Below are 26,230 nucleotides of genomic sequence, written 5' to 3' on the forward strand. Positions count from 1 at the left end.
TTATTTTAAAATAAATCTGTACTAAAATACCTATCTCCTCTATCTGGAAGTATCACTACTATATTTCCATTATCAATTTTCTCTGCTAGTTTTAATGCAGCAAAAACTGCTGCTCCTGATGATGAACCAACCAAAATACCCTCTTTTTTAGCCAAAGTCCGTACAGTTTCAAAAGAATCTTTATCATTAGTTTTTATAACATCATCAACTAAAGACATTTCCATAGTTTTAGGTATAAAATTATTACCTATTCCTTCAACTTTATAGCACCCTTCTGCTCCACCACCAATAATTGAGCCTTCTGGATCTGCTAATATTCCTTTAACATCTTTAATATTTTCCTTTAAATATTTTAATACTCCTGTATATGTGCCACCGCTACCTGCACCTGCTACAACATAATCTACTTGTCCATCTAAATCTTCATAGATTTCTCTACCTGTTGTTTCATAATGTGCTAACGGGTTTGAACTATTTTCAAACTGCTTTAATGAAATTGAATTTGGAATTTCCTTTAACATTTTTTCTGCTAAATTTATTGCTCCTTCCATACCATCTTTTTTAGGAGTATTTATTATTTCTCCCCCTAAAGCCTTCATTATTTTTTGTTTCTCTATTGAAAACTTTTCTGGAACTATAAATATAACTTTATATCCTTTGTTTAATGCCGCTAAAGCAATTCCTATTCCTGTATTTCCAGCAGTTGCTTCTATAATCGTATAACCTTTTTTAAGCCTACCTTCTCTTTCAGCCTTTTCTATCATGTACATTCCAACCCTATCTTTAGAACTTCCTCCAGGATTGAAGCACTCTAGTTTTGCAAATATATTAACTCCTTTTTTAACATCTAAATTATTTAATTTTAGTAAAGGAGTTTTTCCAACTAAATCCCTAATATCATTACAGTATTTCATCTTTCCCACCTGCCAATATTAATGCCTTTTGTATATCTTTTAAAATATCCTCTTTATCTTCTATGCCAACTGATATTCTAATCAAATTATCTGTTATTCCAATACGTTCCCTAAGTTCTTTTGGAAGTGTTGCGTGAGTCATTGAAGCAGGATGACATGCTAATGATTCAACCCCTCCTAAACTTTCTCCAAATGTTATTAATTCTAATCCTTCTACAAACCTTTTAAAATTCAAATTATCATTTAAAACAAATGATATAACTCCACCAAAACCACTTGCTTGACTCTTTTGAATTTCATGCCCTGGATGATTTTTTAATCCTGTGTAATAAACTTTTTTTATGTTAGTACTTCTTGAAAGTTTATCAGCTATAAACCTTGCATTTTCCTCATGCCTATCCATTCTTACACTTAGCGTTTTTATTCCTCTTATAAGCAAGAAACTATCAAAAGGTTGAAGTATTCCACCAGTAGCATTTTGAATAAAGTGTAACTTTTCTCCTAATTCCTCATCTTTAACTATGGCTAATCCTGCAACTAAATCACTATGACCACCTAAATATTTTGTAGCTGAATGAACTACTATATCAGCGCCTAACAATAATGGATTTTGTAAGTATGGACTCATAAATGTATTATCAACTATTGTAAGAATTCCTTTTGATTTAGCTATGGAAGAAACTTTTTTTATATCAATAACATCTAATAACGGATTCGTTGGTGTTTCTATGAATACTGCTTTAACATCATCTTTTATTTGTTTATCTAACTTATCAAAATCATCTACAATCTCATACTTTATATTAAAATTACTAAATACTTGATTTAATATTCTAAAAGTTCCGCCATACAAATTATTAGTAATTAAAATTTTATCCCCACTTTTAAATAAACTAAGAACTGCTGATATTGCAGCAAGACCTGATGCAAAAGCAAATCCTCTTGTGCCACCTTCTATATCTGCAATTAACTTTTCAAGAGCCTCTCTTGTTGGATTTCCTGTTCTTGAATATTCATATCCTGTATTTTCTCCAAATTTACTTTGTTTATATGTTGATGTTTGATATATTGGTACATTTACTGCACCTGTCTTTTCATCAGTACTTATTCCACCATGTATTAATAAAGAATTTTTTTTCATCGTTAACCCCACCTTTTTAACTATTTTGTTCCAATCGCCATAAATATTTTTGGTTCAATTACATCTCCTCTAGAAGAAACCCCTTTAGCTACTAAACCTGTATCCTTTATAGCTATATCTTTAAACTCAGCTTCTTCATACCATTTTGTTAAATCATTATGATTAAATCCAAGCCAAACATCATTCATTTCATCTGTTGCCCATGTTCCATCATGCTCTTCTACATCAGTAATAATTACTCTTCCGCCTTCTTTTAGAATCCTTCTCATCTCCTTGATAGCCTTATCAGGATTTACAACATGATGTAATGCCATATTTATAAATACAACATCCACAGAATTATCAAATAAAGGTAAGTTTTCTAAATCTCCAGTTATAGGATAAATATTCTTTAAACCTAAATTTTGAGCTGATTTATTAAGTTCCCTCAACATATTTTTAGATGCATCTATTGAAAAAACTATGTCTGCGCTCTCAGCCACCTTTAAACTAATAAATCCTGTTCCTGCTCCAAGGTCTGCAACAACCTTATTTTTTAAATCTACTGAATTAATCGCTATATCTCGAAGCTCATCTTTAAAATAATCAACTCTAATATTATTCCAATCTTTTGCTATTGAATTAAAATAATTTAATGAATTCATAAAAACTCCTCCTTAAAATAATCTATTTAACTTTCTTTTAGGACAATATTTATAATTCTTTAGAATAATTTGTAAAAACAAAACCCCATCTCTATAAAAACATAGAGACGAGGTTTACCCGCGGTTCCACTCTAATTTAGATACAATAAAATATCTACAACTTAAGAAATTTAGCACTATCATGCCTAATCATTATAACGGGTGATACCGGATAACTCTACTATTATTTCAAGCTTCTACTCCAAAGGGCACTTCATATTTCTTCTAAATAAAAAACTCTCATCAATGTTTTTCTTTCTGTAATTTTCCAAAATACTACTCTACTTTTTCATCGTATTTTAATAACCTACTAAACTTATATGTTTAATATGTTTTTGTCGTTGAATTTATTATAGTACAACTTTTTTTGAAAATCAATAGTAATTTTATTTAAATCATATATAAAAAGCCGTATCAAAAATTGATACAGCTTTTTACAATTAATTATCTATTTATATTTATTACGGTTACTTTTTCTATAGTCATGGATTCTATACTTTTTCTAATTCCTTGAACCCCCATACCTGATGATTTTATTCCTAAAAATGGTAAATGATCTGGACCACGTTCTGTACGTCCATTTACTTGAACTGTTCCTACTTCAAGTCTTGGAGCTATGTTAAAAGCCCTATCTATATTTTGGGTAAATATACTTGCTTGAAGTCCAAATTCTGATTCATTAGCAATTTTTATTGCCTCTTCATCTGAATTTACTCTAATTACAGGTAATACTGGACCAAATGGTTCCTCCCAAGCAATCCTCATATCTAATGTTACATTATCTAAAAGAGTTGGGTATATTAAATTACCTTCTCTCTTATTTCCACAAACCAATGTAGCTCCCTTTGCTAAAGCATCATCTATAAGTCCTTGTACATAATCAGCAGATTTTTTATCAATTAAAGGAACTATTATGCTATTTTCTTCTGGTGAACCCACTGTAAGCTTATCTACTTCATTTTTTAATATATTAACCAACTCATTAGCTATTTTCTTATTTGCTAACACTCTTTTTATGGCTGTACATCTTTGTCCTGAATAAGAATACGCACCAGATATTATTTGTTTCGCTACAAAGTTTAAGTCAGCATCATCACAAACTACAGCTGGATCTTTTCCTCCAAGTTCCATAACTAAAGGAATCATCTTTGATTTTTCAGCTATATGTTTACCAGTTTCACTGCCTCCTGTAAATGAAATCATATTTATTCCTTCATGCTCTGTTAAAAAATCTCCTATAACTGACCCTTTTCCTGTAACAAGATTTAAAATTCCTTTTGGTATGCCTGTCTTATCAAGAGCTTCTATAATTTTTACTGCTGATATTGCTCCTTGAGTTGCAGGCTTAAATATAACAGTATTTCCAGAAACTAATGCTGGTGCAATTTTTGCTACTGACAAATTAACAGGATAGTTAAATGGTGAAATTGCTAAAATAACACCTAAAGGTCTTTTTGATATAATGGCTATCTTAGAATTATTGCCACCTTCAAAATTCTCTCCTGACATACTTTCATTATACATATGAACTGCTTCTTCAATTGTATAACGTATAAAATCAACAGTTCTACTTACTTCTTTAAGAGCATCATTATAACCCTTTCCAACTTCTTTCATAATAGTTCTTGCGATATTTTCTTTATTTTTATTAAGCTCATCCATCCACTTATAAAGATATTCCCCACGTTTACGTACAGTTAAATTTGCCCATTCCTTTTGAGCTTCCTTTGCAGATTTTATAGCCAAATCTGCTTCTTCTTGAGTTATTGCTTGGACTTTTCCTACTTCTTCATTTGTATACGGAGAGATAATACTAATTGTTTCTTTAGAATCACTATCTTTCCACTGTCCATTTATATAATATTTATATGTACTCATAATCTTCCTCCTATGTTTAGATATTTTAACCATTATTAAGTGTATTTGTAATGCACTTTTTGTTTAATTATTGTATATTCAAATTAGCAAATTTATATATGAACTTCTTATATATTAAATTATAATAGTTTTATATAAATAAAATATGATTAGGATTACAAATTATAAAAATTTTTATTTAATACTCTCCTCAAATTTTTATTCTTTTCATAACTTACTTTTTCCTTTTTCTTTAATTATTATTCTTTAACTAAATCATTTTAAATTTTATTTAAGCCTTGATTTTATCTTACTTTGAATCTTATATAGCTAATAAATTCATATAAAAAAAGTTATGCTAAAAAACACAACTTTTATTCTATATATAAAAATTTCACAAATATTTGATTTATTATATATTTTAAATCTTTTTGCATTATAAAACTTTAAATTTTTATCTCCCCTTTATTTTAATCTTTAAATTCACGGTTTCCTTATTGTCTTTTATATCAATAACATTTTTCTCTAATTTAGATTTACTTTTTAATGATTCTTCCTTCTCTCTTAATTTTATATCTAATAAATTATTATTTATTTCTTCCATAAATCTATTAATTGTTATTAAATTATAAACAAATACAATTAGTAAAATTACTATTAATAATATTAGTATTACATCTAATATTATATTAGCTTTATCCATTGTTAATCTCCTTACTAAAGCACACTTATAAACTATAATATTATTTTTTTTAATATAATGTTCTTAAAAATTACTCCTCTATCAATATTATATCTTCATAACTACTTTTTAAAAAATAGCCTTATAATTTTTTGAAAGAAATTTAAATGTTCTTCCTTAACCTCTTCTTGAACTTCTTTATTTATTTCAATCCCCTTAGTTTTCATTACAAATTGCACAGCATTTATTTCTCCATTTTCTGATGATGCAAATGATTCTGGTTTATAATCCGTATTTTTAAATTCATCTAGCATATTATTTATTTTATCATCAACCTCTGTATCTATATTTTTAGTCTTATCTCTCATCTCAGATGTTCCATCATTTAATTCTTCTGCTCCATCTTCTAAACTTACAGTTCCATCATACAACGTTTTTGTTCCCGTATTTAAACTTTCAATACCCTTTTCTAAATCTCCAATCCCACTATAAAGGGTTTGATAGCCTTTAACTATTTGTTCATATGCACCTGTATAAGAATTAATCCCACTATCTAATGTTGCATAACTATTTACAAGTGTGTTTAACGCTGTTTTTAATTCTGTTAGTTTACTTAAAAGACTTGGAAGCTTTTCAATAGCTGGGTTTAACTCATTTTTATACTTGTTATTTAACTCTTGAATTGCTTTATGTTGTGCATCAATACCATCATCTAATTCACATATTTTTTCGTATTCTTTTTCAATCTTCTCATGAGCTTGGTTACCTGCACTTGTTACATTCTTATCATATTTATTAGCAATTTCAATTATATGGTCAAATAAAGCTATATATATTTTAAGTGCTTCATCATCTGGATTTTCTGCAAGTTTTGCTTTAGCATCATTATATGCATTTAGATAATCTTCCTTGTTTGTTATTGAATCAAATTCTTCTTTAAAATTCGTATCTTTTATTTGAGCTAATTTTTCTCTAACTACTTCCAATATTGGATTTACCTTATTATATAAATCGTTATTTTTTTCAGCCAACTTCTCCATGCCACTTGCAAACTCATTACTACCTTCAACTAATTGCTGAACTTGATTACTTGCTTCATCCAAACTATCTAAAGCACTATTTATAGTATTTAATGCATTTAAAACTTCTTTTGAACCATTTGTTAAGCTAAAAGAATTACTGTTTAACGTGTCCATAGCCTCTTTTAATGTCTTAGATCCATTTTGAAGTTTTTCAGCACCACTAGATAATGAATTTGTTCCATCTAAAAGACTTTTTGTTCCATTCGATAAATCTTTGCTACCACTATATAAATCACTAGAGCCATCATCTATTTTAGCTACACCATCTCTAAGCTTTATAAGACTATCTTTAAGGTCTGAAACATCTATGTCATCAATTGATATATTCATAGGAACTGCATTAATTGTTATAGGATCCATTTCAAAATCAGTTACAGCTGCCTCTATGGTAAATTCTGAATTACTCCCTGCTAAAATCGTATAAGTTAACTGTTTTGTATCTCCAACATTTGCAATAGTCGCTTGTTCTGAAACTATGTCTTTGCACTTCTCGCTATTAAAAGTTGCAGTCATTTGCAATAAATAATTATCAAAGAAAGTATCATCCATATCCTCATTGTCTTTTATAGATATTGCTATTTTTAACTTTCCACTTTTTCCAGCTAAACTACTTGCTTGTACCTCTTTATCATCTAAATAGTAAGAAATATCTATATTCCATGGTATTTTTGTACTTTCCATATTCCCTTGATAATAAAACATTCCATTATCATCTGTATTAAAAGTAATCATATCCCCATTCACTTTTATTTCTTCATTTGTACTTAAATTTAAAACTGATGAATACTTACCATAATCAGTTATTGTAGTTTGATTTCCTGCATCAAACTCATTTACTACATAAATGCCCTCAACAGAACCATCATCCTTTAAATTTATATACACATTTTCTTCTTTATTGTTTACATTAATATCAGCATAAGCTGTTGTCATAGGTGCTACAAATAACATAGCCATAGATATTGGTATAATTTTTTTTATAGTTTTATTCATTTATTAAGATTTCCCCCTTATTTTTCTTAGTAGTTTTTGCTATCAATTTATCAAGCAACATTAAAAGTGCTGGTAAAACAAAAAGTACTAATATTAAAGATAAAATTGCCCCCCTACCAACTAAAATTCCAAGCTGTGCTATTATTGAATTTGTTGATATTTCTCCTAAAATTATTCCTGCTGTTGCAAGAATTGATGCTGATGTTAAAATAGATACCGTTGTTGTTGAAATTGTTGCTTGTGTAGCCTCTTTTTTGTTCATAGTTTCCCTATTTTCCATGTACCTATTCGTAAACAAAATAGCGTAATCTATGGTAGCTCCAAGCTGAATAGAACTAATTATTAAATAAGCTATATAAAATACATCATTTCCTATAAAGTAATTAAAAGTTAAATTAGACCAAATAGAAAATTCTATAACAAGCACTAAAATTATAGGTAATGATAAAGATTTAAATGTTAATAAAAGTATAATCATAATTGCAATTATAGAAATAGCATTTACCTTTTTATTATCATCTTCAATGGTTTCTTTTAAATCAAGAGTATTTACGCTTTCTCCAAGAAAATAATAACTATCATTATAATATTTGTAAGCTAAATTTCGTATTTCATCTATTAAAGCAAATGTTTCATCTCCCTCAACCTTTACATTTGCTACAATTATAAATCTACTATAATTATCTGAAATTAATTGAGATAATGTATCGTCTGGAATATACTCAGTTGGTATTGTTATCCCCACAGTTTCAGCATAAGATGTAATTGAAGTTATCTTATCTATATTTTCTAACTCATCACATAAAGCTCTTTCACTAACTAAATCACCTTTGGGAACCATTAGTACCAAAGGATTAGTTTTGCCAAACTCCTTATTAATAGCAGCTGTATCATGTCCTATTTTTGTACTTTCATCTGAATAAATTTCAGATGCCCCATAACTAAAACTATTATTTTGTTGTGCTAAAAAACATGGAATTAAAAGCAGTAAAAATAAAATTATTGATATGTGTCTAAACTTATAAGACACCTTTGCAAATTTGTTAAACTTAGGCATAAAACTTTTATGCTGAGTTTTATCTATCAATTTGTAACAATATAAAGCTAATACAGGTAATAGCACTAAAACACTTATTAAACTAAGACATATAGCCTTAAGCATTACAAACCCCATATCAGGCCCTATCTTAAATTTCATAACAATTAAAGCTGCAAATCCCACTACCGTAGTTAGTCCACTAGACAAAATCGACGATACCGATTTTAATATTGCTTCTTTCATCGCTTCCTTTACATCTAATCCCTCATTCCTAAACTCTGAAAATCTATGAAGAAGAAATATTGAATAATCCATAGAAACTGCTAATTGCAATATACTTCCTGCTGCCTTTGTAACAAAAGAAATCTCACCTAAAATTAAATTTGTTCCTGAATTTATTATAATAGCTATACCAATTGTGGATAAAAACAACACAGGCTCAAACCAAGATGAAGTAGTCAAAAATAAAATTATTAAAATAATAGGAATTAAAATTACCATCATTTTTATAAGTTCTTTTTCTGTTGTTTCTTGTGCAAATACTATATTTACAGCACTTCCAGAGATCATTCCATTTTCTCCAATTATCTCTCCTATTTCATCAATAGCTGATTCCTCTTTATCTTCATTAACGGTGATACTAAATAATGCCTCATTATTCTTATACCAAGATTCTATAATGTCTTGGTTTTCAAGTTCCAAGGGTTCCTTTATATTAACAACATCATCAAGCCATTGAATATCATCTACTCCGTCAACCTTCTTTATCATTTCTTTGTATTTAAGAGCATCAACTATAGAAACATCTTTCAAAACTACACGAACATTTGCAGCACCTTTATCATACTCCTCATTCATAACATCTAAAGCTTTAGTCGAAGGTGCTTCCTCTGGTAAATAATCCATTATATTATAATTTATATTTACTAGAGATGATGTAAAAAGAGATATTACCGTTGCTAATATAAAAAATACTAATATACTCTTTTTATACTTTAAAATTCCATTTACTAACCTTTCCACTTTTCCTCCTCTCCTATAATAAATAACAATCTCACTTATTATAAACATGAAACAAATTATAATAGCAGATATTTCTTTCATTTTTATACTGCTTATTATAAATATGTTTTAAATAATAAAGAATATGTAGAAAATACTTATTTATTACAAATAAATATTTAAATAAATATTTCCACAATACTTGCTTTAAATACAAAAAAAGCATACTTTAAAAGTATGCTTTTTTTCTTTTGACACTTATTAATTTAAAACTTTTTTCTGCTTATTTACTAAAAAAATTCCTATACACACTAAAATAAGTGCTATAAAAGTTTTTATATTAAATATATTTTCATCTAAGAATATTGATGATAGTATTGTTCCAAAGACAGGTATTAAAAAATAAAATACTGCTATTTTGCCTACTTTATTGTACTTAAGAAGCAATGTCCATAATGAAAATGCCACAGCCGACAAAACCGCCATATATATTAAAAGACTTATTGACTCTATGTTAAAATTTAATAAATATCCGCCAAAACTTACTCCTAAGATAACAAGTACAATTCCTCCTATAAGAAGCTGATATCCAGTTATTATAAATGTATCTTGTTTTTGGGATAATGTTTTACCATATATAACAGCAGCCGAAGTTACAAGCGTTGATAATACTATAAGTACATCTCCCTTTAAGCTAAAGCTTGAACTAAAACTACCATTAAAATTAACTAAAACAACTCCTGCAAAACCTATTATACAACCTAAAATCTTATTTAGACTGATTCTGTCATTCTTATACAAAAAGTGAGCTATTATTATACTAAAAAAAGTCCCAGTCCCATTTAAAATAGCCGCATTAACACCACTAGTATATGATAACCCTATATAGAAAAAGGTATACTGAAGTGTTGTTTGAGTAATCCCTAAAAGTGTTAGTTGAATTATTTGTTTCTTATTTAATTTAAATACCTTTTTCTTTAAAATTATCGCTAAAACCAAAACTATTATTCCTGCTAAAACAAATCTATATCCTGCAAACACAATTTTTGAAGAAAGATCATTTTCCGCTATATTAAAAACCTCATATCCTATTTTTATAGCAGGATATGCACTTCCCCAAAGAAAACAACATATCATTGCAAAAATAATAATTATTTTTTTATTAGTAAAAAAATCTTCTTTATTCATCTATCTCCTCATTAGTTTAAACCTTTGCCACAATTTTACATGACCACCCTAACATTCATTTAAATTTATATTACTTTAATTTATTTTCTCTAACTTTTTAAGACCAATTTCTATATCTCCTTTTATTAATTTACTTAATTTTTCAATTATATATTCAGGCTCATCCTTCATTCCCATGCGAATCCACTCTAAAGATAATCCTACAAAAGCGTACTTATAAAAATCAGCAACAAATTTTTTATCTTCCTCAGACACATTCATTCCTTGTGCTTTTTCTTCAACTATATCCTTAAGAAGCCCATATACAATGCTATAAAGATAGTTCTCTAAATACTCACGACCAATTGAATTATATGCATTTATAATTAACTTTTTATCATTATTTACATACTTGAAAGCCTCAAGAAATCCTTGATGCCATGTTGTATATGTCTTTTTATTTCCTACTATTTTTTCAGCCTCTTTAATAAAAAACCAACCAAGTAAATCATAAATATCATGAAAATGATAATAAAAAGTTTGTCTATTAACCCCACAATCTTCAACTATGTCTTTCACAGTTATTTTATCTAATGTTTTAACATGTAATAGTTTTTTTAATGAATCTGCTAATGCTACTTTTGTTATACTAGACATACTTACCCTACCTACTTCTAAAATTCACTATATTTTTAATAATATTATACCAATATATAATCCATTAGTTAAACAATTAATTTATATGTTAATACTTTTAATAAATTTATCCACCAAATAAGATTTTTCTTCATTTTTACGTACACAAATATATATTTTATTTTTAGGTATTTTACATTCCACATAAACTCTTGCTAATTTTTTAAGCTCTATAAATTCTCTTACAGCCATTGATTGACAAAAAGTAACCCCATAACCTTGCTGAAGAACTAATAAAGTTTCATGTAATTCTCCAAATTCCATAGCTATTTTAGGCGATTTAACCCCATATGTATAACAAAGAGATTTTAAAATATTTCTAGCATAACTACCCTTTTTCTTTATTATAAAAGGTTCATTAACAATTTGAGCTAGGGTTACACTTTTATTAGCATATTTATGCTCTGGCGAGACTACAAACCATAACTCATCCTCTGCTATTGTCATAGAATCAACTTTATCTTCATAGTTTACTATATCCCCTCCCAGAATTCCAATATCATACTCATATGATACAATCTTTTCTATGGCATAATCACTATTCATTAAACTGATTTCAATATTCACATCTTCATTTGCTTTTTTAAATGCTGTTACCCAAAAAGGCAATAAAAAATTCCCCAAAGTATAATTTCCAACTATTTTTAATGTACCAGTTTTGCCCTGCTTATAATTTTCAATTAATGTTTCTAATCTATTTTCTACCTTAAAAATAGCCGCAGCTTCTTTAAACAACTCCTCCCCTATATCTGTTAAACATATTCCTCTACCCTTAGCAGCAAATAATTTTATATTATTCTCCTTTTCAAATTTCTTAAGCTGAACTGTAATTGCAGGTTGACTAATCATTAACTTTTCTGCCGCTAAAGTAACGCTCCCAAGCTTCGCCACTGTATAAAACAATCTTAATCCATGTAAATTCATAGAAAAACCTCAATTCATATATTTTATTTATTAATTCAATAATATATATTATACATGCAAATGTTTTTATTTTATTATTATTCTAAAAACTTCTTTTAACCTTATAAACCTTTAAAAATACAAAAAAATCCTACCAAAAAAATTCTCTTGGTAGGATTTTAAATAAATACTTAACTATTTTTGCTTATAGAAGTTTTAAAAGCTCTGTATGCTTTAAAAGTTCTCCTAATGGAATGTCTTTTAATGATATATTATCAAGTCCAAGACAAGTTTTTGCAGCATTTGCTAAAACTCTAATATCATATTGACTTGGATAAACTGGATCTACCACTTTTCCAAGATCCATAAGACCGTATACTGCCATCATTGCACTTCTAACTGAATATTCAACAGTAAACACACAATCATTTGCAACCTCTGCATATTGTCCTAAGAAACCAAAGTTCTTACTGCCTACTGGAATTACCTCTGGTCTATCTCCTTTTATACGAGGCATAAATTGAGAAGTTATATATGGCATCATGCTTGGAATTACATTAACTGTATGGTTTAAAATTTCAGAAATTTTATCTTCTAATCCCATATGATATAAAAGTTCTTCAAACATTTCACGCCCTGTACAATCAGACATTGTCTTTTTAATATAATCTCCTTCAACATCAAGATTTAAAGCATATGCCCATAAAACTTTAACATTCTCTGGTTGATTTATAAAATGAGGGTCTTTTGGTACAACCCAACTCATAAACCAACTTGAATCTTTTATTGTTACAAGACCACCCATTCCTGGCTTGTCCCCTGTAAGTTCAAGCAAATATGGGAATACAATATCATCATCTTTTAAAGTAACCGTAAAAGATAACCATTTTGTCTTATCAATATCTGTACAGAACTTTTCTGGATTACCAAAATCTGATGATTTTTTGGCTATTTTCTCCCATACACTAAAACATCCTTTTTCATCTGAACGATTAAGTATAGCTGGATTATTTAAGTCGCCTCTTGTAGTATTTTGAGTCATTGAACCATTTGTAAATAAAACTAAATCATCAGCTTTCACAGAAATAGAATCTTCTACTCCGTCCCTTACATAATGAATTCTAGTAGCTACCTTTTCATTATTTGAAAAATCAAAATCTATATCTAAAACCTTATACCCTTTATCAAAACATACATCATGCTCTTTAAGCCATGTGATTAATGGTAAAATTAAAGAATCATATTGATTATATTCAGTATGCAGAATTCCTTTAAGTTTATTCATTCCACCTATTAAGTGCATGAATCTTTCCATATAACGCTTAACTTCTACAACGCTATGCCATGGTTCAAAAGCAAACATAGTTGCCCAGAAGTACCAAAAGTTTGTCTTAAAGAATGATTCTGAAAAATATTCTCCAATTGTTGTAGCACCTAAAGCTTCCTCTGTTAACATATGAAGTTTACCAAGTTCCATTGCATTTTCTTTTGATAAACCTAAGCTTGAAAAATCTGCTTTTTCACCTTTATTATGAACAAGTCTACAATGTGATTCTATTGGTTCTTCAAGATTTAATTCTCTAAATTCATCTAACACACTTCTATTTTTATCTTTTAATGATGGAATAAAACTAAACAACTCCATAAAACACTCAAAATGTTCTTCTATCTCTCTTCCGCCTCTTGCTGTATACCCTTCAATTGGTGTTCCTGCACCATCCATAGAACCGCCATATATCTTAGATTCCTCTAAAATATGTATGTTTTTCCCTGGCATATGTGCATCTCTTATTAAAAATGCTGCTGCTAATAAAGAAGCAATACCCCCACCTATTAAATATGCTTGTCTTGCATCAATATTTTTTGGTGCAATTGGATTAATTTTTTGATAATTTCCCATAATAAACACCTCTCATTTTCCTTAAAATTCATTTCTTGATTATAGAGTACTTCTTTTAAGAAAATAATGGTATAAACAAAAATAAGAATATGTTTAAAAATTTCACTCATCTATAAAATTGTGAAATTTTATTATCACTTTATGCTTTTCCATTACCCATTATTAAATTATAATAAAGCGTATTATTCATCATTCTCTCTATCCTACTCAAAATTGATTCTACCTCTTCTTTAAGACCATTTCTAAGCCATAAAACAAATTCACCTACAATAGCTAAAGTATAAAATCTAGTATTCTCATATTTTACATTCTCATCTATACATATATCACTAGTAATATCCTCTATAACTAATTTTAACGCATTAAAAAAAGTATTATATATAAATTTTTCTAAAAAGTCTCTTCCTAAAGAGTTAAATGTATTTAAACATATTTCTTTATTCTCTATTGTATAATTTAAAATCATGCTAGCTGCAATTTTCCACTCTTTCAAATTGCAATGTTGCTCTATATCTTCAATAATCTCATGTTCATAAAGCCAACCTAAAAGTTCATATATGTCATTAAAATGATTATAAAAAGTTCTCCTTGTTATCCCACATTTATCAGTAACCTCTTTCACAGTAATTTTGTTTATTGAACGAGTAACCATTAAATCTTTTAAAGAATTAGCTAATGCCCTCTCAGTTGTTAAGGAATTTGACAAATTTAATCACTCCTTTGTCTTGTTAAAGATTTTCTATACTCCGATGGTGTACTTCCTATATATTTTTTAAATACCTTTCCAAAATAGCTTGTACCATTAAATCCATTACTAATAGCTATGTTAGATATGCTTTCATCATTTTTAGCAAGTTCTTCGCTTGCTTTTAAAATCCTATATTCCATTAAATATTCAAATGGAGTCATGTTTAAAATTCTTTTAAAACTTCTACAACATTCACTTTTACTAATATATATTTCATCAGCTATATTTTCTAAACTAATATTTTCGGCATAATGTTTGTGTATATATTCCATTGCCTTTCTTACTCTTTTTTCATCATAAGAATTCATAACTTCATTATATTTAATATTATCCTTTAATTCTCTTACTAAAACTAACCAAATAAAATTCAAATAATTTCTCATTTCTAATTCATATCCATATGGCTTTGTGTTAGATAAGTTAAATATTTCTTTTAAATTAGATAATAAATTATATTGCCATTTTATTCGATTTTTTAACAAAATAAATTTTAAATTATTACTCTGTATTAATGGCTCTACATATTTTCTTTCGATAACAGATTTAGGTGTCCCACCTATTAATACTTTATCAAAAACTATTGAAAACATCATACAATTGTTACTACAAGGTGTAATTTTATGTAATACATTAGAGTTGACAAAAATCCCTTCACCAGCTTCTAAAACTATTTCTTTTCCTTCAATAAAAAAACGTATTTTATCAGAAATACAATAAGAAAATTGTACTTCCTTATGCCAATGCCATCTTATATGACCATCTTCAAATAAATTAAAGTTATCTGTATATACTGCTATTGGTAAATCATAAGAACCATGTTTAGTTGTTTCTCTCATATTACTATCTACATTTATTTTTAACACTTGCATCTAATCATCTCGCTAATATAGTTTTATTTTTTATCAATATATTAATTGTTGCTCATTGAAAATAATAATAAAATTATTACAGATTTAATTCAACATATCTATATATTTATAATTATAAAAGCAGATAGGAGAAAAATTATGAACAATAAGACACGATTAAAAGGAATGTTTCTTGTTATAATAGGTGCTACGCTTTGGGGAATTTCTGGGACTGTCGCACAATATCTTTTTCAAAAAAAGGGATTTACTGCCCAATGGCTTGTTGTTACACGTATGCTTGCTTCTGGTATTATTTTAACGCTATACTCCTTCATAAAAGGTAATAAAAATATTATTAAAATATGGACAAATAAAAAAGATGTATTTAGCCTTATAATTTTTAGTATATTAGGTATGCTAGGCGTTCAATATACCTATTTTGCTTCTATTAATTATGGAAATGCAGCAACAGCTACAATACTTCAATATTTATCGCCTGTAATAATTACTTGTTATTTAGTTATAAAATCTAAAAAATTTCCTCATTTTCAACAATTATTAGCTATAATTCTTGCAATGATAGGTACATTTTTCATAATAACAAAAGGAGATATGAATAATTTATCTATTTCTAAATTAGCACTTTTTTGGGGAATTGCATCAGCTTTTGCTTCTGCACTTTATACACTTCAGCCTATTTCTCTTTTAAAGAAATATGATTCAACCACCGTAGTTGGTTTAGGTATGCTTTTAGGAGGAATTTCTTTTAGCTTTATTCATAATCCATTGAATTTCTCTGGTGAAATATCATTAGATTCTATAATTGCAATTGCATTTGTAATTATATTTGGTACATTAATAGCATTTTATTGTTACTTAGAAAGTCTTAAATATATCCAACCAACAGAAGCTAGTATACTTGGGTCTTTAGAACCTCTATCTGCTGCATTTTTATCTATCATTTGGCTAAATGTTTCCTTTACTCCACTACAATGGATAGGTACTATATGCATTATATCTACTGTTATAATTCTATCGTATTCAAAAAAGAGAAAATTTTAACATAATTTGAAATAAATATCTACAAATAAATAGTGGATATTTATTCTTTATTTAACTCATAATAAAAACTAAATAAGCCCCTCTATACAATCAATATAAACTATATTTATCTATTTTTCCTCTTGAAATTCTATCCCCTTCATAAGCATTACTGCTGTTGCCTCATTAGTAGCCAATGGTATTTTATACACATCACAAAGCCTTAAAAGTGCACTTATATCAGGTTCATGCGGTTGTGCTGTAAGAGGGTCCCTAAAGAATATAATCATGTCAATTTGATGTACTGGTATTAAAGCACCTATTTGCTGATCTCCACCTAATGGGCCACTTTTATACCTAAAAATATCTAAACCTGTAGCTTCTATAATTCTTGTTCCAGTTGTTCCTGTTGCAACCAACTCCATATTTGATAAAACGTTTTTATATTTCTTTGAAAATTCCACTAATTCATCTTTTTTCTTATCATGAGCAATTAAAGCTATCTTCATAAAATACACCCTCCTTATTTAAAAATATTTATTTAATTTTACTATCTTACAACTATTTTAAAATACAAACATATAAATTAGCAATATATAACTTTTTAATATTATAATTAATTTTTATAATATCCTTACTTTTATTATATTTTTACATAAAATGTCCTATAAACCAATAAAAAATCTTTATTTCTAAAAATTACTTGCTATTTAGCGTGATTTATTGTGATATTGAACATTCTATATTTATCTAAATAATGATAAAATATGTATAGTACGTTATTTTATTAATAAATATAAATACAAGGGATGAATATACATGCTTAAATTAAAACATTATTTAAAGAAACTAAAAACATTTAAATTTACAAATTTTTTTAATTACTTAAAAGTTATAAAGCAGCGTTACTTAAACAAAATTAAAATATCTGAAAATTCATATCTGCTTAAATATCTGAGAATTTTAAGAAAGCACTGGGAAAAGGTATGTATATGTATTTTGATTTTAGTTCTTATTATAGCTGTTTATTTTAGTCTAAGTTATAATTTTACCCTAAACAAATATAATAGTTACATAAAAAATACACAAGCATCACAAAATATTTCTGTTACTACTCTTGGAAATGGTTCTATGGTGCCTATTTACTCAGATTTAAAAAAGCAAGACTATACATCTTTTATATATGGTTTTAATTTAAATGATAAAACTAATACTTATAAAAATGGTGAATATATAACAATTAATATGAATTTATCTTCTAATAATGATCTTGATGGTAAAATTATAAACATATATTCATATAACACAACTACTAAAACATTTGAATGTCTTGGTGAAGCAAAAGTTTACAATAATACTTTAACATTTAAAGTAAACTCATTAGGAGAGCACTTTATAACTCTTGGAAATGCCCCTACTTATGATGTAAACTGTGGTAGATTAGTTTATGACGAAGAATTTAACTCAGCATCCTCTGTTTCTAACCAATGGAATTATGATATCGGAAACAATGATGCTTGGGGAAATAAAGAGGAAGAATATTATACAGATAACATTGAAAATAGCAATATAGTAAATGGTACACTAAATATAACTGCTTTAAAACAAAACCTTAATGGATATAACTATACATCCGCTAGGCTAGTTAGTAAAAATAGCTATCTTTATGGAAAAATTGAAGTTTGCGCTAAACTTCCTAAAGGAAAAGGTACATGGCCTGCTATATGGATGTTGCCTGAAAATAATACTTATGGTAACTGGCCAGATAGTGGTGAAATAGATATTATGGAAGCTACACAAAAAACACCTAATTATGTTCATGGCTCATTACAAATGAATGCATACAACTTTAAGACAGGTGATCAAAAAACAGCTAGTATAAAGGTTAGTGACTTATATTCTAAATATCATGTTTATGGAGTTTTATGGACACCAAATAAAATAGAATTGTCTATAGATGGGCATGTTTATCTTACTTATGATAGAAATATTTATAATACAGGTTCAGACTCTTGGAAAACATGGCCTTATAACCAACCGTTTAAATTAATACTAAATATTGCAATTGGCGGTACTTATGGAGGAACTATTGATAATAATGCTTTCCCACAAACTATGAGTATAAAATATATTAAAGTTTACAATTTAAACTTAAATGATTATAATTTAAATACTATTACATCTTAAAAAAAGAACTGTATCAATATTTTTGATACAGTTCTTTTTATCTAAAAAGTTATTTCAGGTAAAAACATTTTAGCGAATTCTATGTTATTATAATCATTTCTCTTTATATAGTTTAACAAATCAACTAAAAGTGTTTTATGATGTTCTATACTTTTCGAAAAAATTTGTATGAAGTTTATAATATTTTCTTCACTCTCTTTTTCACTATTTAAATATAATCCAACTAAATAAAACTTAATGTATGCATACCTTATTAAAAGCAAAATATATCCATCAAATACCGACTGACTTTCTGAAAAGGGAAATATATTATTATATATAAAATTAACCAAATAATTTTCAAATATATAGCTATACTCTTCCATAAATTTATTATTATATGTTTCAAAAGCTCCTATATAAAGTTCTGAGTTGCTTACTATATTTTCTTCATCTAATTTAAAAATCTCCATAACTTCTTTAGTATACTTTTTAAACACATCACTATCTGTTTTTTCAAATACATTAGCTAATTTAAAAACAGTTTTAAAAAAAGCAGCTTGAAGTGTATATCTAATTTCATTTTTTTCATAAATATTTTTAACTAAATTTATATCATATTTATTGATAAAATTTGATAAATTGCTGTAATTACATTCAAATTCATCTTCTACTTCATTTAAAAACTCACCTAAGATATAAAGTCTTTTATCTAAACTTAAATTTCTATTTTGTATTATTTTGATACTTAAATCTCTAATTTCTGTGAAATATTTTATAAGTGAACCATCAAATTCTTTAGATTTAGTATTTATTTCACTTGAAATTATATGTTTTCCTAAAGTTTCATTACTTTTTGTAAATTCAATTCCCTCTTTCTTAGACAAAAGAATTCTTGCAGCTTCAGGACAAGATATATCAAGCGACATCTCGTAAAATCCATCTATTTTATTTAAAATTCTAGGAAAGCAAGTACATACATTAGAAAGATATTCTTCTCCAAGTCTTGAATAAATAATGCAATATTTTTCATCATCTAAAAAAGGACATCTTTTCTCACCCTTTAATTTTACTCTTCCATAATCTATATTATCACTTGTACAATACTCATTATTATAAAGATTTTTTTGAAACATTTTTTTCATTTCTACATCTTTAACCTTATAATATTGTCTAAAAGTCGTTTTATCTATATCTATATCCCAGCCAATACAGCAACTATCAGTACATTTACCACCAATACATTTAAACTCTTTAAGATATTTAGGGTATTTCTTTTTAACATTTATATCCATATCATACTTCCTTTTGCATTATCATAATAATTTATTGTTAAAATAATTTATTGTTAAAATTTAATATAAATACACATATAATATCTTACCACAAATCTATATACTTCTTTTGATTCTATCTTATATAATTTTATATTATAAAAAAGCCCTAATTTTAAGAGATAAAATTAGGGGCTTCACATTCACATTTATTTTTTTGTAAATAGATTTATAAACCTTTGCCAAATACTTAAATTTTCAGTTTTCTCCTCAACACTTTCAACTTTTTCCTTTTCGATAGCAGGTGTTTTTATTACAAATTGTACTGATTCAACATTAGTATTTTTTTCAGAAACAAAAGAAACAACCTCTTCTAAATTCCCAGTTAATTCATTTACCATACTATCAACTTCATCATTAATCTCTCCATCTAAATTAGAAGTTTTATCGTTAAGTTCACCTGTTCCATCTGATAACTTTGTTGTTCCTTCATAAAGGCTTGATGCCCCAGAATTTAAACTATTTGCTCCATCCTTTAATGTTTTTGTTCCATTTTTTAACTCAGTAGAACCATTTACTATTTTTGAATATCCTTCAAGTAAAGCAGATACTCCTTTTGTATAGTCATTAACTCCTGTATCAAAAGTTTTATACTGAGCTGTTAATTGACTTATTGCATTAGCTAAAGTAGCCATATTTTCACCTAAGCCACTTAATTTTTGTGAAAGATTTACAATTGCTTCATCAAACTGACCATATTTTTCTTGCAATGTATTTGAACCTGTTAATAATTCTTGTGTTCCTGTTGAAACATTATTTAAATAAGTTTCAACTCCACCAATAGCAGCAGAATTTTTTTGAAGCAATCCTATTATTTCTGTTAACTCGCTAATAGCATTTTCAATTGCTAAAACTTTGCTATCACCATCTAATGCACCTTCTGCCATTAAAGCATTTTTAGCATCTGTAAGACTTTGAATTTGACTCTTTATATCATTAACCTCACTTGTATTGCTTCCTTGTAAAGAATCTATATTTAACCCATTTGAACTCATAATTCCCTTATAAGCAGAATACCCTATGTTAGAATTTAATGATAAAGCACCCTTAACTAAATTATCAATTCCCTTTTTTATATCAGATGATGCTGAAACTAATTGTGCTATACTCTCTGATGATACATTAACATTTTCTAAAGCTAGATTTATTTCATTTAAAGCATCTAAAATCTTTTTTGAACCATCAGTTAAATTTGAAGATTTGCTATTTAAAGTCTCAAGCCCTTCTTTAACCTTTAAAATTCCACTATTTAAAGAATCAACTCCTGAGTTCAAACTATCAACACCAGACAAAAGATCATTTGTTCCACCATTTAGTGTAGATGTTCCATCTTTTAAAGTTGTAGCTCCTGAATTTATTTCATCTATGGCATCTGTTAACTCTTTTACCTTATCTGTTAATTCATCAGTATTAACATCAACATCAAGATTAAATCTAACCCCATTTAAGCTTATAGAAGGCATTTCAAAATCTTTAACATCAGCCTTTATTGTAATTTCCTTTCCCTTGTTAGGTAATATCATATATGATAGTTGCTTTTGGCTTCCTACATTTGCTATTGTAGCTTCATCAGATTCTATATTCGTACACTTTTCTGTATCTAATAATCCCGTTCCCTGTAATGCATAATTTTCAAAAAATACACTATTACATTTTTCATTACTACTTATAGATATTTTTATTTCCAAACTCCCAGCACTTCCAGCTAGTTTATCAGCACTAATTTTTTCACCATTTAAATAGTAATTAATATCTATATTCCAAGGAATTTGTGCATTTTCTAATACTCCCTCATAATAAAGTTTATCAGACGAATTAGTAGTAACTATTTTCCCATTACTATAATTTAAAACATCATTAGTATTCATATTTCTAACTTCGCTATAATCACCATAATCCACTATATTTTTACTATTAAATATATTAACAGCATAAACCTTATCTACCAAACCATTATTATTCAAGTTAACATATACAACTTCTTCTTTATCTGTATTTTCACGACTTGAATCTTCTAAATTATCTGAAGTAACAATTTCTTGTGCAAATGCACTTATAGGAGTTGCTACACCTCCCATAATCACAGTAGCTAAAACTAATGATATAATCTTATTTTTCTTCATTTAAAATTCCCCCATTAACTATACAACTTTTTTATATTCTCTTACATATTTTTCTTCATTTTTAAAATTACATTTATACATTGTTTTTTGTATAGGCTTATCTAACAAATATAAAAGCCCTGGAATTACAAATAAAACTATTACCGTTGAAAGAACGGTTCCTTTTGATATTAAATCTCCTAACTGACTTATGATTCCATGAGTTGATATCACGCCTAACAATACTCCTGATAAAGCTAATATTGTAGCTGATGTAAGTATTGATAACGATACTGAAGATATTGTTTTTAATAATGCTTCTTTCTTGTTATATAATTTTCTATTTTCAACATATGAATTTGATAAAAGTATTGCATAGTCTACAGTTGCACCTAACTGTATAGAACTTATAATCAAATAAGCTATATAATAAAGACTATTCCCTACAAAATAAGGGATTCCTAAGTTAATCCAAATAGCAGTTTCAATAGCTAAAACTAAAATTACAGGCATTAATAATGATTTAAATGCAATTAATAAAACTATAAAAATAGAACCAACCGCAATTAAGTTAACCCTAATATTATCTGCTGTAACAGTATCCATTAAATCATAGGTACTAACACTTTCACCTGCTAATAAATAAGAATCTCCATAATACTTTTGAGCAATGCTTCTTATATTTTCTATAATTGAAAAAGTCTCATCTCCCTCAAAATCAGCTTTTATATTAATAACCATACGGCTATAATTTTCAGAAATTAACTTGCTTAATGTTTCTTTATCTAAATATTCCATTGGAATTTCAGCCCCAGCCTTATCCACATAGGAAATAATAGAACTTATCTGTGGTATACTTTTAAGTTCATTGCTAAGCTTAGTTTCTGTGGCAAAATCACCCTTTGGTACCATAAGAACTGCCATATTTGATTTTCCAAATGTATCTTCAATTAATGCAGTATCTCTACCTAACTGAGTACTTTCATTAAATATTTTAGAAGAACCATAATAAAAACTATTGTTTTTTTGTGCTAAATAAGCTGGTGCTATTATAAAAATAAAAACTAAAGATACTGGAATCATAACCTTAGAAATAAATTTCGAAAACTTATCAAATTTAGGTAAAAATGCTCTATGTTTTGTTTTATCTATAATCTTGTAACAATATAAAGTTAAAACAGGTAATAAAACTAAAACAGTTATTAAACTTAAAGCTATTGCTTTTGCCATGACAATTCCCATATCAGGACCTATTTTAAATCTCATTAATATAAGAGCTGCAAAGCCTATAACTGTTGTTATACCACTTGAAAAAATAGAGCCAACAGAGTTTACAGAAGCTTGTACCATTGCTTCTTCTGCATCTAAACCTTCTTTTCTAAAATCAGCAAACCTATGTAGTAAAAATATCGCATAATCCATTGATACAGCTAATTGAAGAACATTTCCTGCAGCATTAGTTACAAAAGATATCTCGCCAAACAAAAAATTACTTCCTTTATTTAGCACAATAGCTATACCTATTGTTATCATAAATAGTATTGGTTCAAACCAAGATGTTGTTGTTATTGCTAAAATAATTAAACAAATAGGAATTATAAACAATATAATTTGGCTAACTTCCTTAGTAGTTGCATCAGCTGCAACCACAGTATTAATTATTGAACCAGCCATTGCATTATCGTCTCCAATTAATTCTCTAATTGAATTAACAGCTTCTTCTCTTTTTTCCTCATCAACAGTTAAAGTAAATAAAGCTGCATTATCCTTATAATACCCTTCTATAATTTCATTATCTAAAGTTTCTAATGGCTCTTTAATATTTGCAACGTCATCAAGCCATGTAACATCACTTACTCCATCTATTTTAAGCAATTTTTCTTTAATTTCTAAAGCCTCTGGAATCGTAAGATTAGACACCATAACCCGTGCATTTGCTACATCTCCCCCAAACTCTTCCTCCATAACGTTAATGGAAACTGTGGATTTTGTATCTTCAGGAAGATAGTCATTCATATCATAATTTACAGAAACAAAATTTCCTGAAATAAAACATATTATTACCGCTATAAGAAAAGTAACTATAATTGTTTTCTTATGACCAACTATCTTTCTAAATATGTTTTCCATGTTATTTCACCCCTATTTAAATATTCATGTTTAAAAGTATATTTCCTAATAAATGGGTTTTCAATAACCAATGATTTTAAAATAGTGGCATAATACTCATTCTTGATATAATATGAGTATTATAAGTAAATTTTTTATAAAATTATTAAAAATTGAAAGGAAGTATATTTATGGATAGGCGTGCAAGAAGAACACAAAGTAAATTAAAAGAAGCTCTTATAACACTCATGAAAAATAAAGATATTAATCAAATCACAGTAAAAGAACTTGCTGAATTAGCTGATATAAATAGAAAAACTTTCTATCTCCATTATAGAGATATATTTGACATGCTAGACAATGTAAAGCAAGATTTATTAGAGGAGTTTACACAAGTTATATCTTTACATAATGATATAAAAAATGACGTAGATCAGCCTCTTTTGCTTATGAAAGATACTTTTGAATTTGTAGACAAAAATTCTGAAATATTATCAATTTTAATAGGAACAGAATTAAATTCTGATTTTATTTTTATAAATAAAATGAAAGATTTAATGAAGGAACATTGCGTTAATGTTTGGAATAAATTATATCCTAATGTTAATAAAAATAACTATGATTATCTTTATTCTGCTGCCTTTTATGGTTATATTGGACTTGCTCAAACTTGGATTAATTCAAACAAAAAAGATTCACCAGATTATATGGCCAAGATCACTAGTCAAGTAATTTTAAAATTATTCGACTCAATAAAATAAATTTTTTGGATTCAAATTAATTTAGATAATGCTTAAGAAATTAAATAGCTTCTTTTACATTTATCTAAATTAATTTATACTCTACAAAATAATAGTATGAGGTTTAACATTTCTATCATGATTTGCAATTATTTCTACACAATTAGATCTTTCAGACATTTCCCTTTCCCATTCCAAGGATTTTATTAATTGCTTTTTATTTATTGATACGCCTGGAAATATCATTTTTTCCCAAGATTTTTTTGCATAACCACAATCACTTGTTAATAGCACAAATTTACCACTATTTTGAATAAGAGTTGCAATCAATCCTTTTGTATGTCCTGGTACGCTTACAAAAACCACAGATTCATCTCCAAATAAATCAAAAGATAAATTATTAGGACCATATTTAGACTTTACCATCTCAAAAGTTTGAAAATTAATTCCCTCCCACATATGGTGTATATATCTAAGCTTATCTTTTCTAGCATCTTCTAACTCTTCTTTGCTTACAAGGATATTTTTAGCTTCTTTAACTAACTTTAATCCACTAACATGATCACTATGAAGATGCGTTAAAACAACATAATCAATATCCTTAGGTTTTATCCCCATTAATAAAAGTTGTTCATCAATAGCTTCATTTTTAGGTAAAAAACCTTTATTTATCATATAGTGAAACTTGCCTAAATATTGCTGTTGATTATTTCTTATATCTGTGTGCCAGCCTGTATCAATTAATATTTTTCCCTTAGGATGTTCTATTAAATATGCTGAAACAGGGAGTTTTATTTGATTTTTGTTTGATCTAAAAAGCCCAGTATAAGCAACTGGATTTAGAGTTTCCTCATAAAAAGGAAGTGCTTTATCAACTTGAACTTCACCACAATGTAAAACATGAATTTTAATCTTATCCATAATCTTATCTTTGTTCTAAAAAATACATAATATAAGTTTTAGAAACTCCTTTCTCTAAATTTATTAACCATGCTATTTTATTTAAACAAGCATGAAAACCTCTTGGGTTTACATTAAACTTATAAAAAAATAATATCACTAGAAATTCTCCGTTAACACTAC

General features: G+C 27.5%; 22 protein-coding genes and 1 other annotated feature. Of the genes, 3 read left to right on the plus strand and 19 right to left on the minus strand.

Annotated elements, in window-relative coordinates; translation table 11 throughout:
* Window positions 1–5 precede the first annotated feature (5 nt).
* The 13 genes from HH195_RS10765 to HH195_RS10825 all read right to left on the minus strand — a co-directional run bounded on the left by HH195_RS10765 (window position 6) and on the right by HH195_RS10825 (window position 15,676).
* Entirely contained in the window at window positions 6–914 is a 909-nt protein-coding gene (locus HH195_RS10765; protein ID WP_196371077.1) for a PLP-dependent cysteine synthase family protein, read from the minus strand.
* Entirely contained in the window at window positions 901–2,055 is a 1,155-nt protein-coding gene (locus HH195_RS10770) for a trans-sulfuration enzyme family protein (protein WP_196371078.1), read from the minus strand. Before HH195_RS10770 ends, HH195_RS10765 begins: the two co-directional genes overlap by 14 nt.
* Before the next feature lie 20 nt (window positions 2,056–2,075).
* A complete protein-coding gene (locus tag HH195_RS10775) occupies window positions 2,076–2,699 on the minus strand; it encodes a class I SAM-dependent methyltransferase (protein ID WP_195925864.1) in 624 nt (207 codons plus the stop codon).
* A 100-nt stretch (window positions 2,700–2,799) separates the two neighbouring features.
* Window positions 2,800–3,040: a binding site (T-box leader), on the minus strand.
* 142 nt (window positions 3,041–3,182) lie between these two features.
* A complete protein-coding gene (locus HH195_RS10780; RefSeq protein ID WP_196371079.1) occupies window positions 3,183–4,616 on the minus strand; it encodes an NADP-dependent glyceraldehyde-3-phosphate dehydrogenase in 1,434 nt (477 codons plus the stop codon).
* Between the two features lie 433 nt (window positions 4,617–5,049).
* Entirely contained in the window at window positions 5,050–5,298 is a 249-nt protein-coding gene (locus HH195_RS10785; protein WP_196371080.1) for a hypothetical protein, read from the minus strand.
* A gap of 101 nt (window positions 5,299–5,399) precedes the next feature.
* Window positions 5,400–7,352 (minus strand): YhgE/Pip domain-containing protein, encoded by a 1,953-nt coding sequence (locus tag HH195_RS10790; protein WP_196371081.1) that lies wholly within the window; start codon window positions 7,350–7,352, stop codon window positions 5,400–5,402.
* Window positions 7,345–9,414: an efflux RND transporter permease subunit gene (locus HH195_RS10795; protein WP_196371082.1), complete on the minus strand. Its 2,070-nt coding sequence runs from the start codon at window positions 9,412–9,414 to the stop codon at window positions 7,345–7,347. Before HH195_RS10795 ends, HH195_RS10790 begins: the two co-directional genes overlap by 8 nt.
* A 240-nt stretch (window positions 9,415–9,654) precedes the next feature.
* Complete coding sequence (locus tag HH195_RS10800) at window positions 9,655–10,581, minus strand: DMT family transporter (protein WP_196371083.1); 927 nt, start codon at window positions 10,579–10,581, stop codon at window positions 9,655–9,657.
* Window positions 10,582–10,656: 75 nt separating this feature from the next.
* Window positions 10,657–11,217: a TetR/AcrR family transcriptional regulator gene (locus tag HH195_RS10805; RefSeq protein WP_196371084.1), complete on the minus strand. Its 561-nt coding sequence runs from the start codon at window positions 11,215–11,217 to the stop codon at window positions 10,657–10,659.
* 81 nt (window positions 11,218–11,298) lie between these two features.
* A complete protein-coding gene (locus tag HH195_RS10810; RefSeq protein WP_196371085.1) occupies window positions 11,299–12,180 on the minus strand; it encodes a LysR family transcriptional regulator in 882 nt (293 codons plus the stop codon).
* 184 nt (window positions 12,181–12,364) lie between these two features.
* Complete coding sequence (locus tag HH195_RS10815; RefSeq protein ID WP_196371086.1) at window positions 12,365–14,059, minus strand: oleate hydratase; 1,695 nt, start codon at window positions 14,057–14,059, stop codon at window positions 12,365–12,367.
* 139 nt (window positions 14,060–14,198) lie between these two features.
* Complete coding sequence (locus tag HH195_RS10820; protein ID WP_058993483.1) at window positions 14,199–14,765, minus strand: TetR/AcrR family transcriptional regulator C-terminal domain-containing protein; 567 nt, start codon at window positions 14,763–14,765, stop codon at window positions 14,199–14,201.
* A 2-nt stretch (window positions 14,766–14,767) separates the two neighbouring features.
* The gene (locus HH195_RS10825; protein ID WP_196371087.1) at window positions 14,768–15,676 is read right to left on the minus strand and encodes an AraC family transcriptional regulator; all 909 of its coding nucleotides are present in this window, start codon (window positions 15,674–15,676) and stop codon (window positions 14,768–14,770) included.
* Window positions 15,677–15,814: 138 nt separating this feature from the next.
* Between HH195_RS10825 and HH195_RS10830 the strand changes: the two genes are divergently transcribed.
* Window positions 15,815–16,717 carry a DMT family transporter gene (locus HH195_RS10830; RefSeq protein WP_196371088.1) on the plus strand — a complete coding sequence of 301 codons (903 nt, stop codon included), beginning with the start codon at window positions 15,815–15,817 and terminating at the stop codon, window positions 16,715–16,717.
* A gap of 110 nt (window positions 16,718–16,827) precedes the next feature.
* On the opposite strand, the gene mgsA is transcribed toward HH195_RS10830, so the two are convergent.
* The gene (mgsA, locus tag HH195_RS10835) at window positions 16,828–17,205 is read right to left on the minus strand and encodes a methylglyoxal synthase (protein ID WP_055258976.1); all 378 of its coding nucleotides are present in this window, start codon (window positions 17,203–17,205) and stop codon (window positions 16,828–16,830) included.
* 310 nt (window positions 17,206–17,515) lie between these two features.
* Between mgsA and HH195_RS10840 the strand changes: the two genes are divergently transcribed.
* The gene (locus tag HH195_RS10840) at window positions 17,516–18,883 is read left to right on the plus strand and encodes a glycoside hydrolase family 16 protein (protein ID WP_196371089.1); all 1,368 of its coding nucleotides are present in this window, start codon (window positions 17,516–17,518) and stop codon (window positions 18,881–18,883) included.
* Between the two features lie 41 nt (window positions 18,884–18,924).
* Here HH195_RS10840 and fliB read toward each other — a convergent pair whose 3' ends face one another.
* The 3 genes from fliB to HH195_RS10855 all read right to left on the minus strand — a co-directional run bounded on the left by fliB (window position 18,925) and on the right by HH195_RS10855 (window position 24,428).
* Entirely contained in the window at window positions 18,925–20,157 is a 1,233-nt protein-coding gene (fliB, locus tag HH195_RS10845; RefSeq protein ID WP_196371090.1) for a flagellin lysine-N-methylase, read from the minus strand.
* Between the two features lie 188 nt (window positions 20,158–20,345).
* Window positions 20,346–22,319: a YhgE/Pip domain-containing protein gene (locus tag HH195_RS10850; protein WP_196371091.1), complete on the minus strand. Its 1,974-nt coding sequence runs from the start codon at window positions 22,317–22,319 to the stop codon at window positions 20,346–20,348.
* An 18-nt stretch (window positions 22,320–22,337) separates the two neighbouring features.
* Entirely contained in the window at window positions 22,338–24,428 is a 2,091-nt protein-coding gene (locus HH195_RS10855; protein WP_196371092.1) for an efflux RND transporter permease subunit, read from the minus strand.
* A gap of 170 nt (window positions 24,429–24,598) precedes the next feature.
* Here HH195_RS10855 and HH195_RS10860 point away from each other — a divergent pair, with 170 nt between their 5' ends.
* A complete protein-coding gene (locus tag HH195_RS10860; RefSeq protein WP_196371093.1) occupies window positions 24,599–25,168 on the plus strand; it encodes a TetR/AcrR family transcriptional regulator in 570 nt (189 codons plus the stop codon).
* An 81-nt stretch (window positions 25,169–25,249) separates the two neighbouring features.
* Here the strand turns inward: HH195_RS10860 and HH195_RS10865 are convergent, their stop codons facing one another.
* The gene (locus HH195_RS10865) at window positions 25,250–26,068 is read right to left on the minus strand and encodes an N-acyl homoserine lactonase family protein (protein WP_196371094.1); all 819 of its coding nucleotides are present in this window, start codon (window positions 26,066–26,068) and stop codon (window positions 25,250–25,252) included.
* Between the two features lie 4 nt (window positions 26,069–26,072).
* Entirely contained in the window at window positions 26,073–26,207 is a 135-nt protein-coding gene (locus tag HH195_RS12670; RefSeq protein WP_256437742.1) for a hypothetical protein, read from the minus strand.
* Window positions 26,208–26,230: the final 23 nt, after the last annotated feature.

The organism is Candidatus Sarcina troglodytae, assembly GCF_015708635.1.
GTDB classification, from domain to species: Bacteria; Bacillota; Clostridia; order Clostridiales; family Clostridiaceae; genus Sarcina; species Sarcina ventriculi.

Bases quoted from the DNA above. Each gene is read 5' to 3' on its own strand.
- HH195_RS10805 (WP_196371084.1), bottom strand. From the start codon at position 11,217: ATGTCTAGTATAACAAAAGTAGCATTAGCAGATTCATTAAAAAAACTA.
- fliB (WP_196371090.1), bottom strand. From the start codon at position 20,157: ATGGATATAAATGTTAAAAAGAAATACCCTAAATATCTTAAAGAGTTT.
- HH195_RS10775 (WP_195925864.1), bottom strand. From the start codon at position 2,699: ATGAATTCATTAAATTATTTTAATTCAATAGCAAAAGATTGGAATAAT.
- HH195_RS10790 (WP_196371081.1), bottom strand. From the start codon at position 7,352: ATGAATAAAACTATAAAAAAAATTATACCAATATCTATGGCTATGTTA.
- HH195_RS10765 (WP_196371077.1), bottom strand. From the start codon at position 914: ATGAAATACTGTAATGATATTAGGGATTTAGTTGGAAAAACTCCTTTA.
- HH195_RS10825 (WP_196371087.1), bottom strand. From the start codon at position 15,676: ATGCAAGTGTTAAAAATAAATGTAGATAGTAATATGAGAGAAACAACT.
- HH195_RS10810 (WP_196371085.1), bottom strand. From the start codon at position 12,180: ATGAATTTACATGGATTAAGATTGTTTTATACAGTGGCGAAGCTTGGG.
- HH195_RS10830 (WP_196371088.1), top strand. From the start codon at position 15,815: ATGAACAATAAGACACGATTAAAAGGAATGTTTCTTGTTATAATAGGT.
- HH195_RS10800 (WP_196371083.1), bottom strand. From the start codon at position 10,581: ATGAATAAAGAAGATTTTTTTACTAATAAAAAAATAATTATTATTTTT.
- HH195_RS10850 (WP_196371091.1), bottom strand. From the start codon at position 22,319: ATGAAGAAAAATAAGATTATATCATTAGTTTTAGCTACTGTGATTATG.
- HH195_RS10865 (WP_196371094.1), bottom strand. From the start codon at position 26,068: ATGGATAAGATTAAAATTCATGTTTTACATTGTGGTGAAGTTCAAGTT.
- mgsA (WP_055258976.1), bottom strand. From the start codon at position 17,205: ATGAAGATAGCTTTAATTGCTCATGATAAGAAAAAAGATGAATTAGTG.
- HH195_RS10855 (WP_196371092.1), bottom strand. From the start codon at position 24,428: ATGGAAAACATATTTAGAAAGATAGTTGGTCATAAGAAAACAATTATA.
- HH195_RS10815 (WP_196371086.1), bottom strand. From the start codon at position 14,059: ATGGGAAATTATCAAAAAATTAATCCAATTGCACCAAAAAATATTGAT.
- HH195_RS10780 (WP_196371079.1), bottom strand. From the start codon at position 4,616: ATGAGTACATATAAATATTATATAAATGGACAGTGGAAAGATAGTGAT.
- HH195_RS10770 (WP_196371078.1), bottom strand. From the start codon at position 2,055: ATGAAAAAAAATTCTTTATTAATACATGGTGGAATAAGTACTGATGAA.
- HH195_RS10860 (WP_196371093.1), top strand. From the start codon at position 24,599: ATGGATAGGCGTGCAAGAAGAACACAAAGTAAATTAAAAGAAGCTCTT.
- HH195_RS10785 (WP_196371080.1), bottom strand. From the start codon at position 5,298: ATGGATAAAGCTAATATAATATTAGATGTAATACTAATATTATTAATA.
- HH195_RS10840 (WP_196371089.1), top strand. From the start codon at position 17,516: ATGCTTAAATTAAAACATTATTTAAAGAAACTAAAAACATTTAAATTT.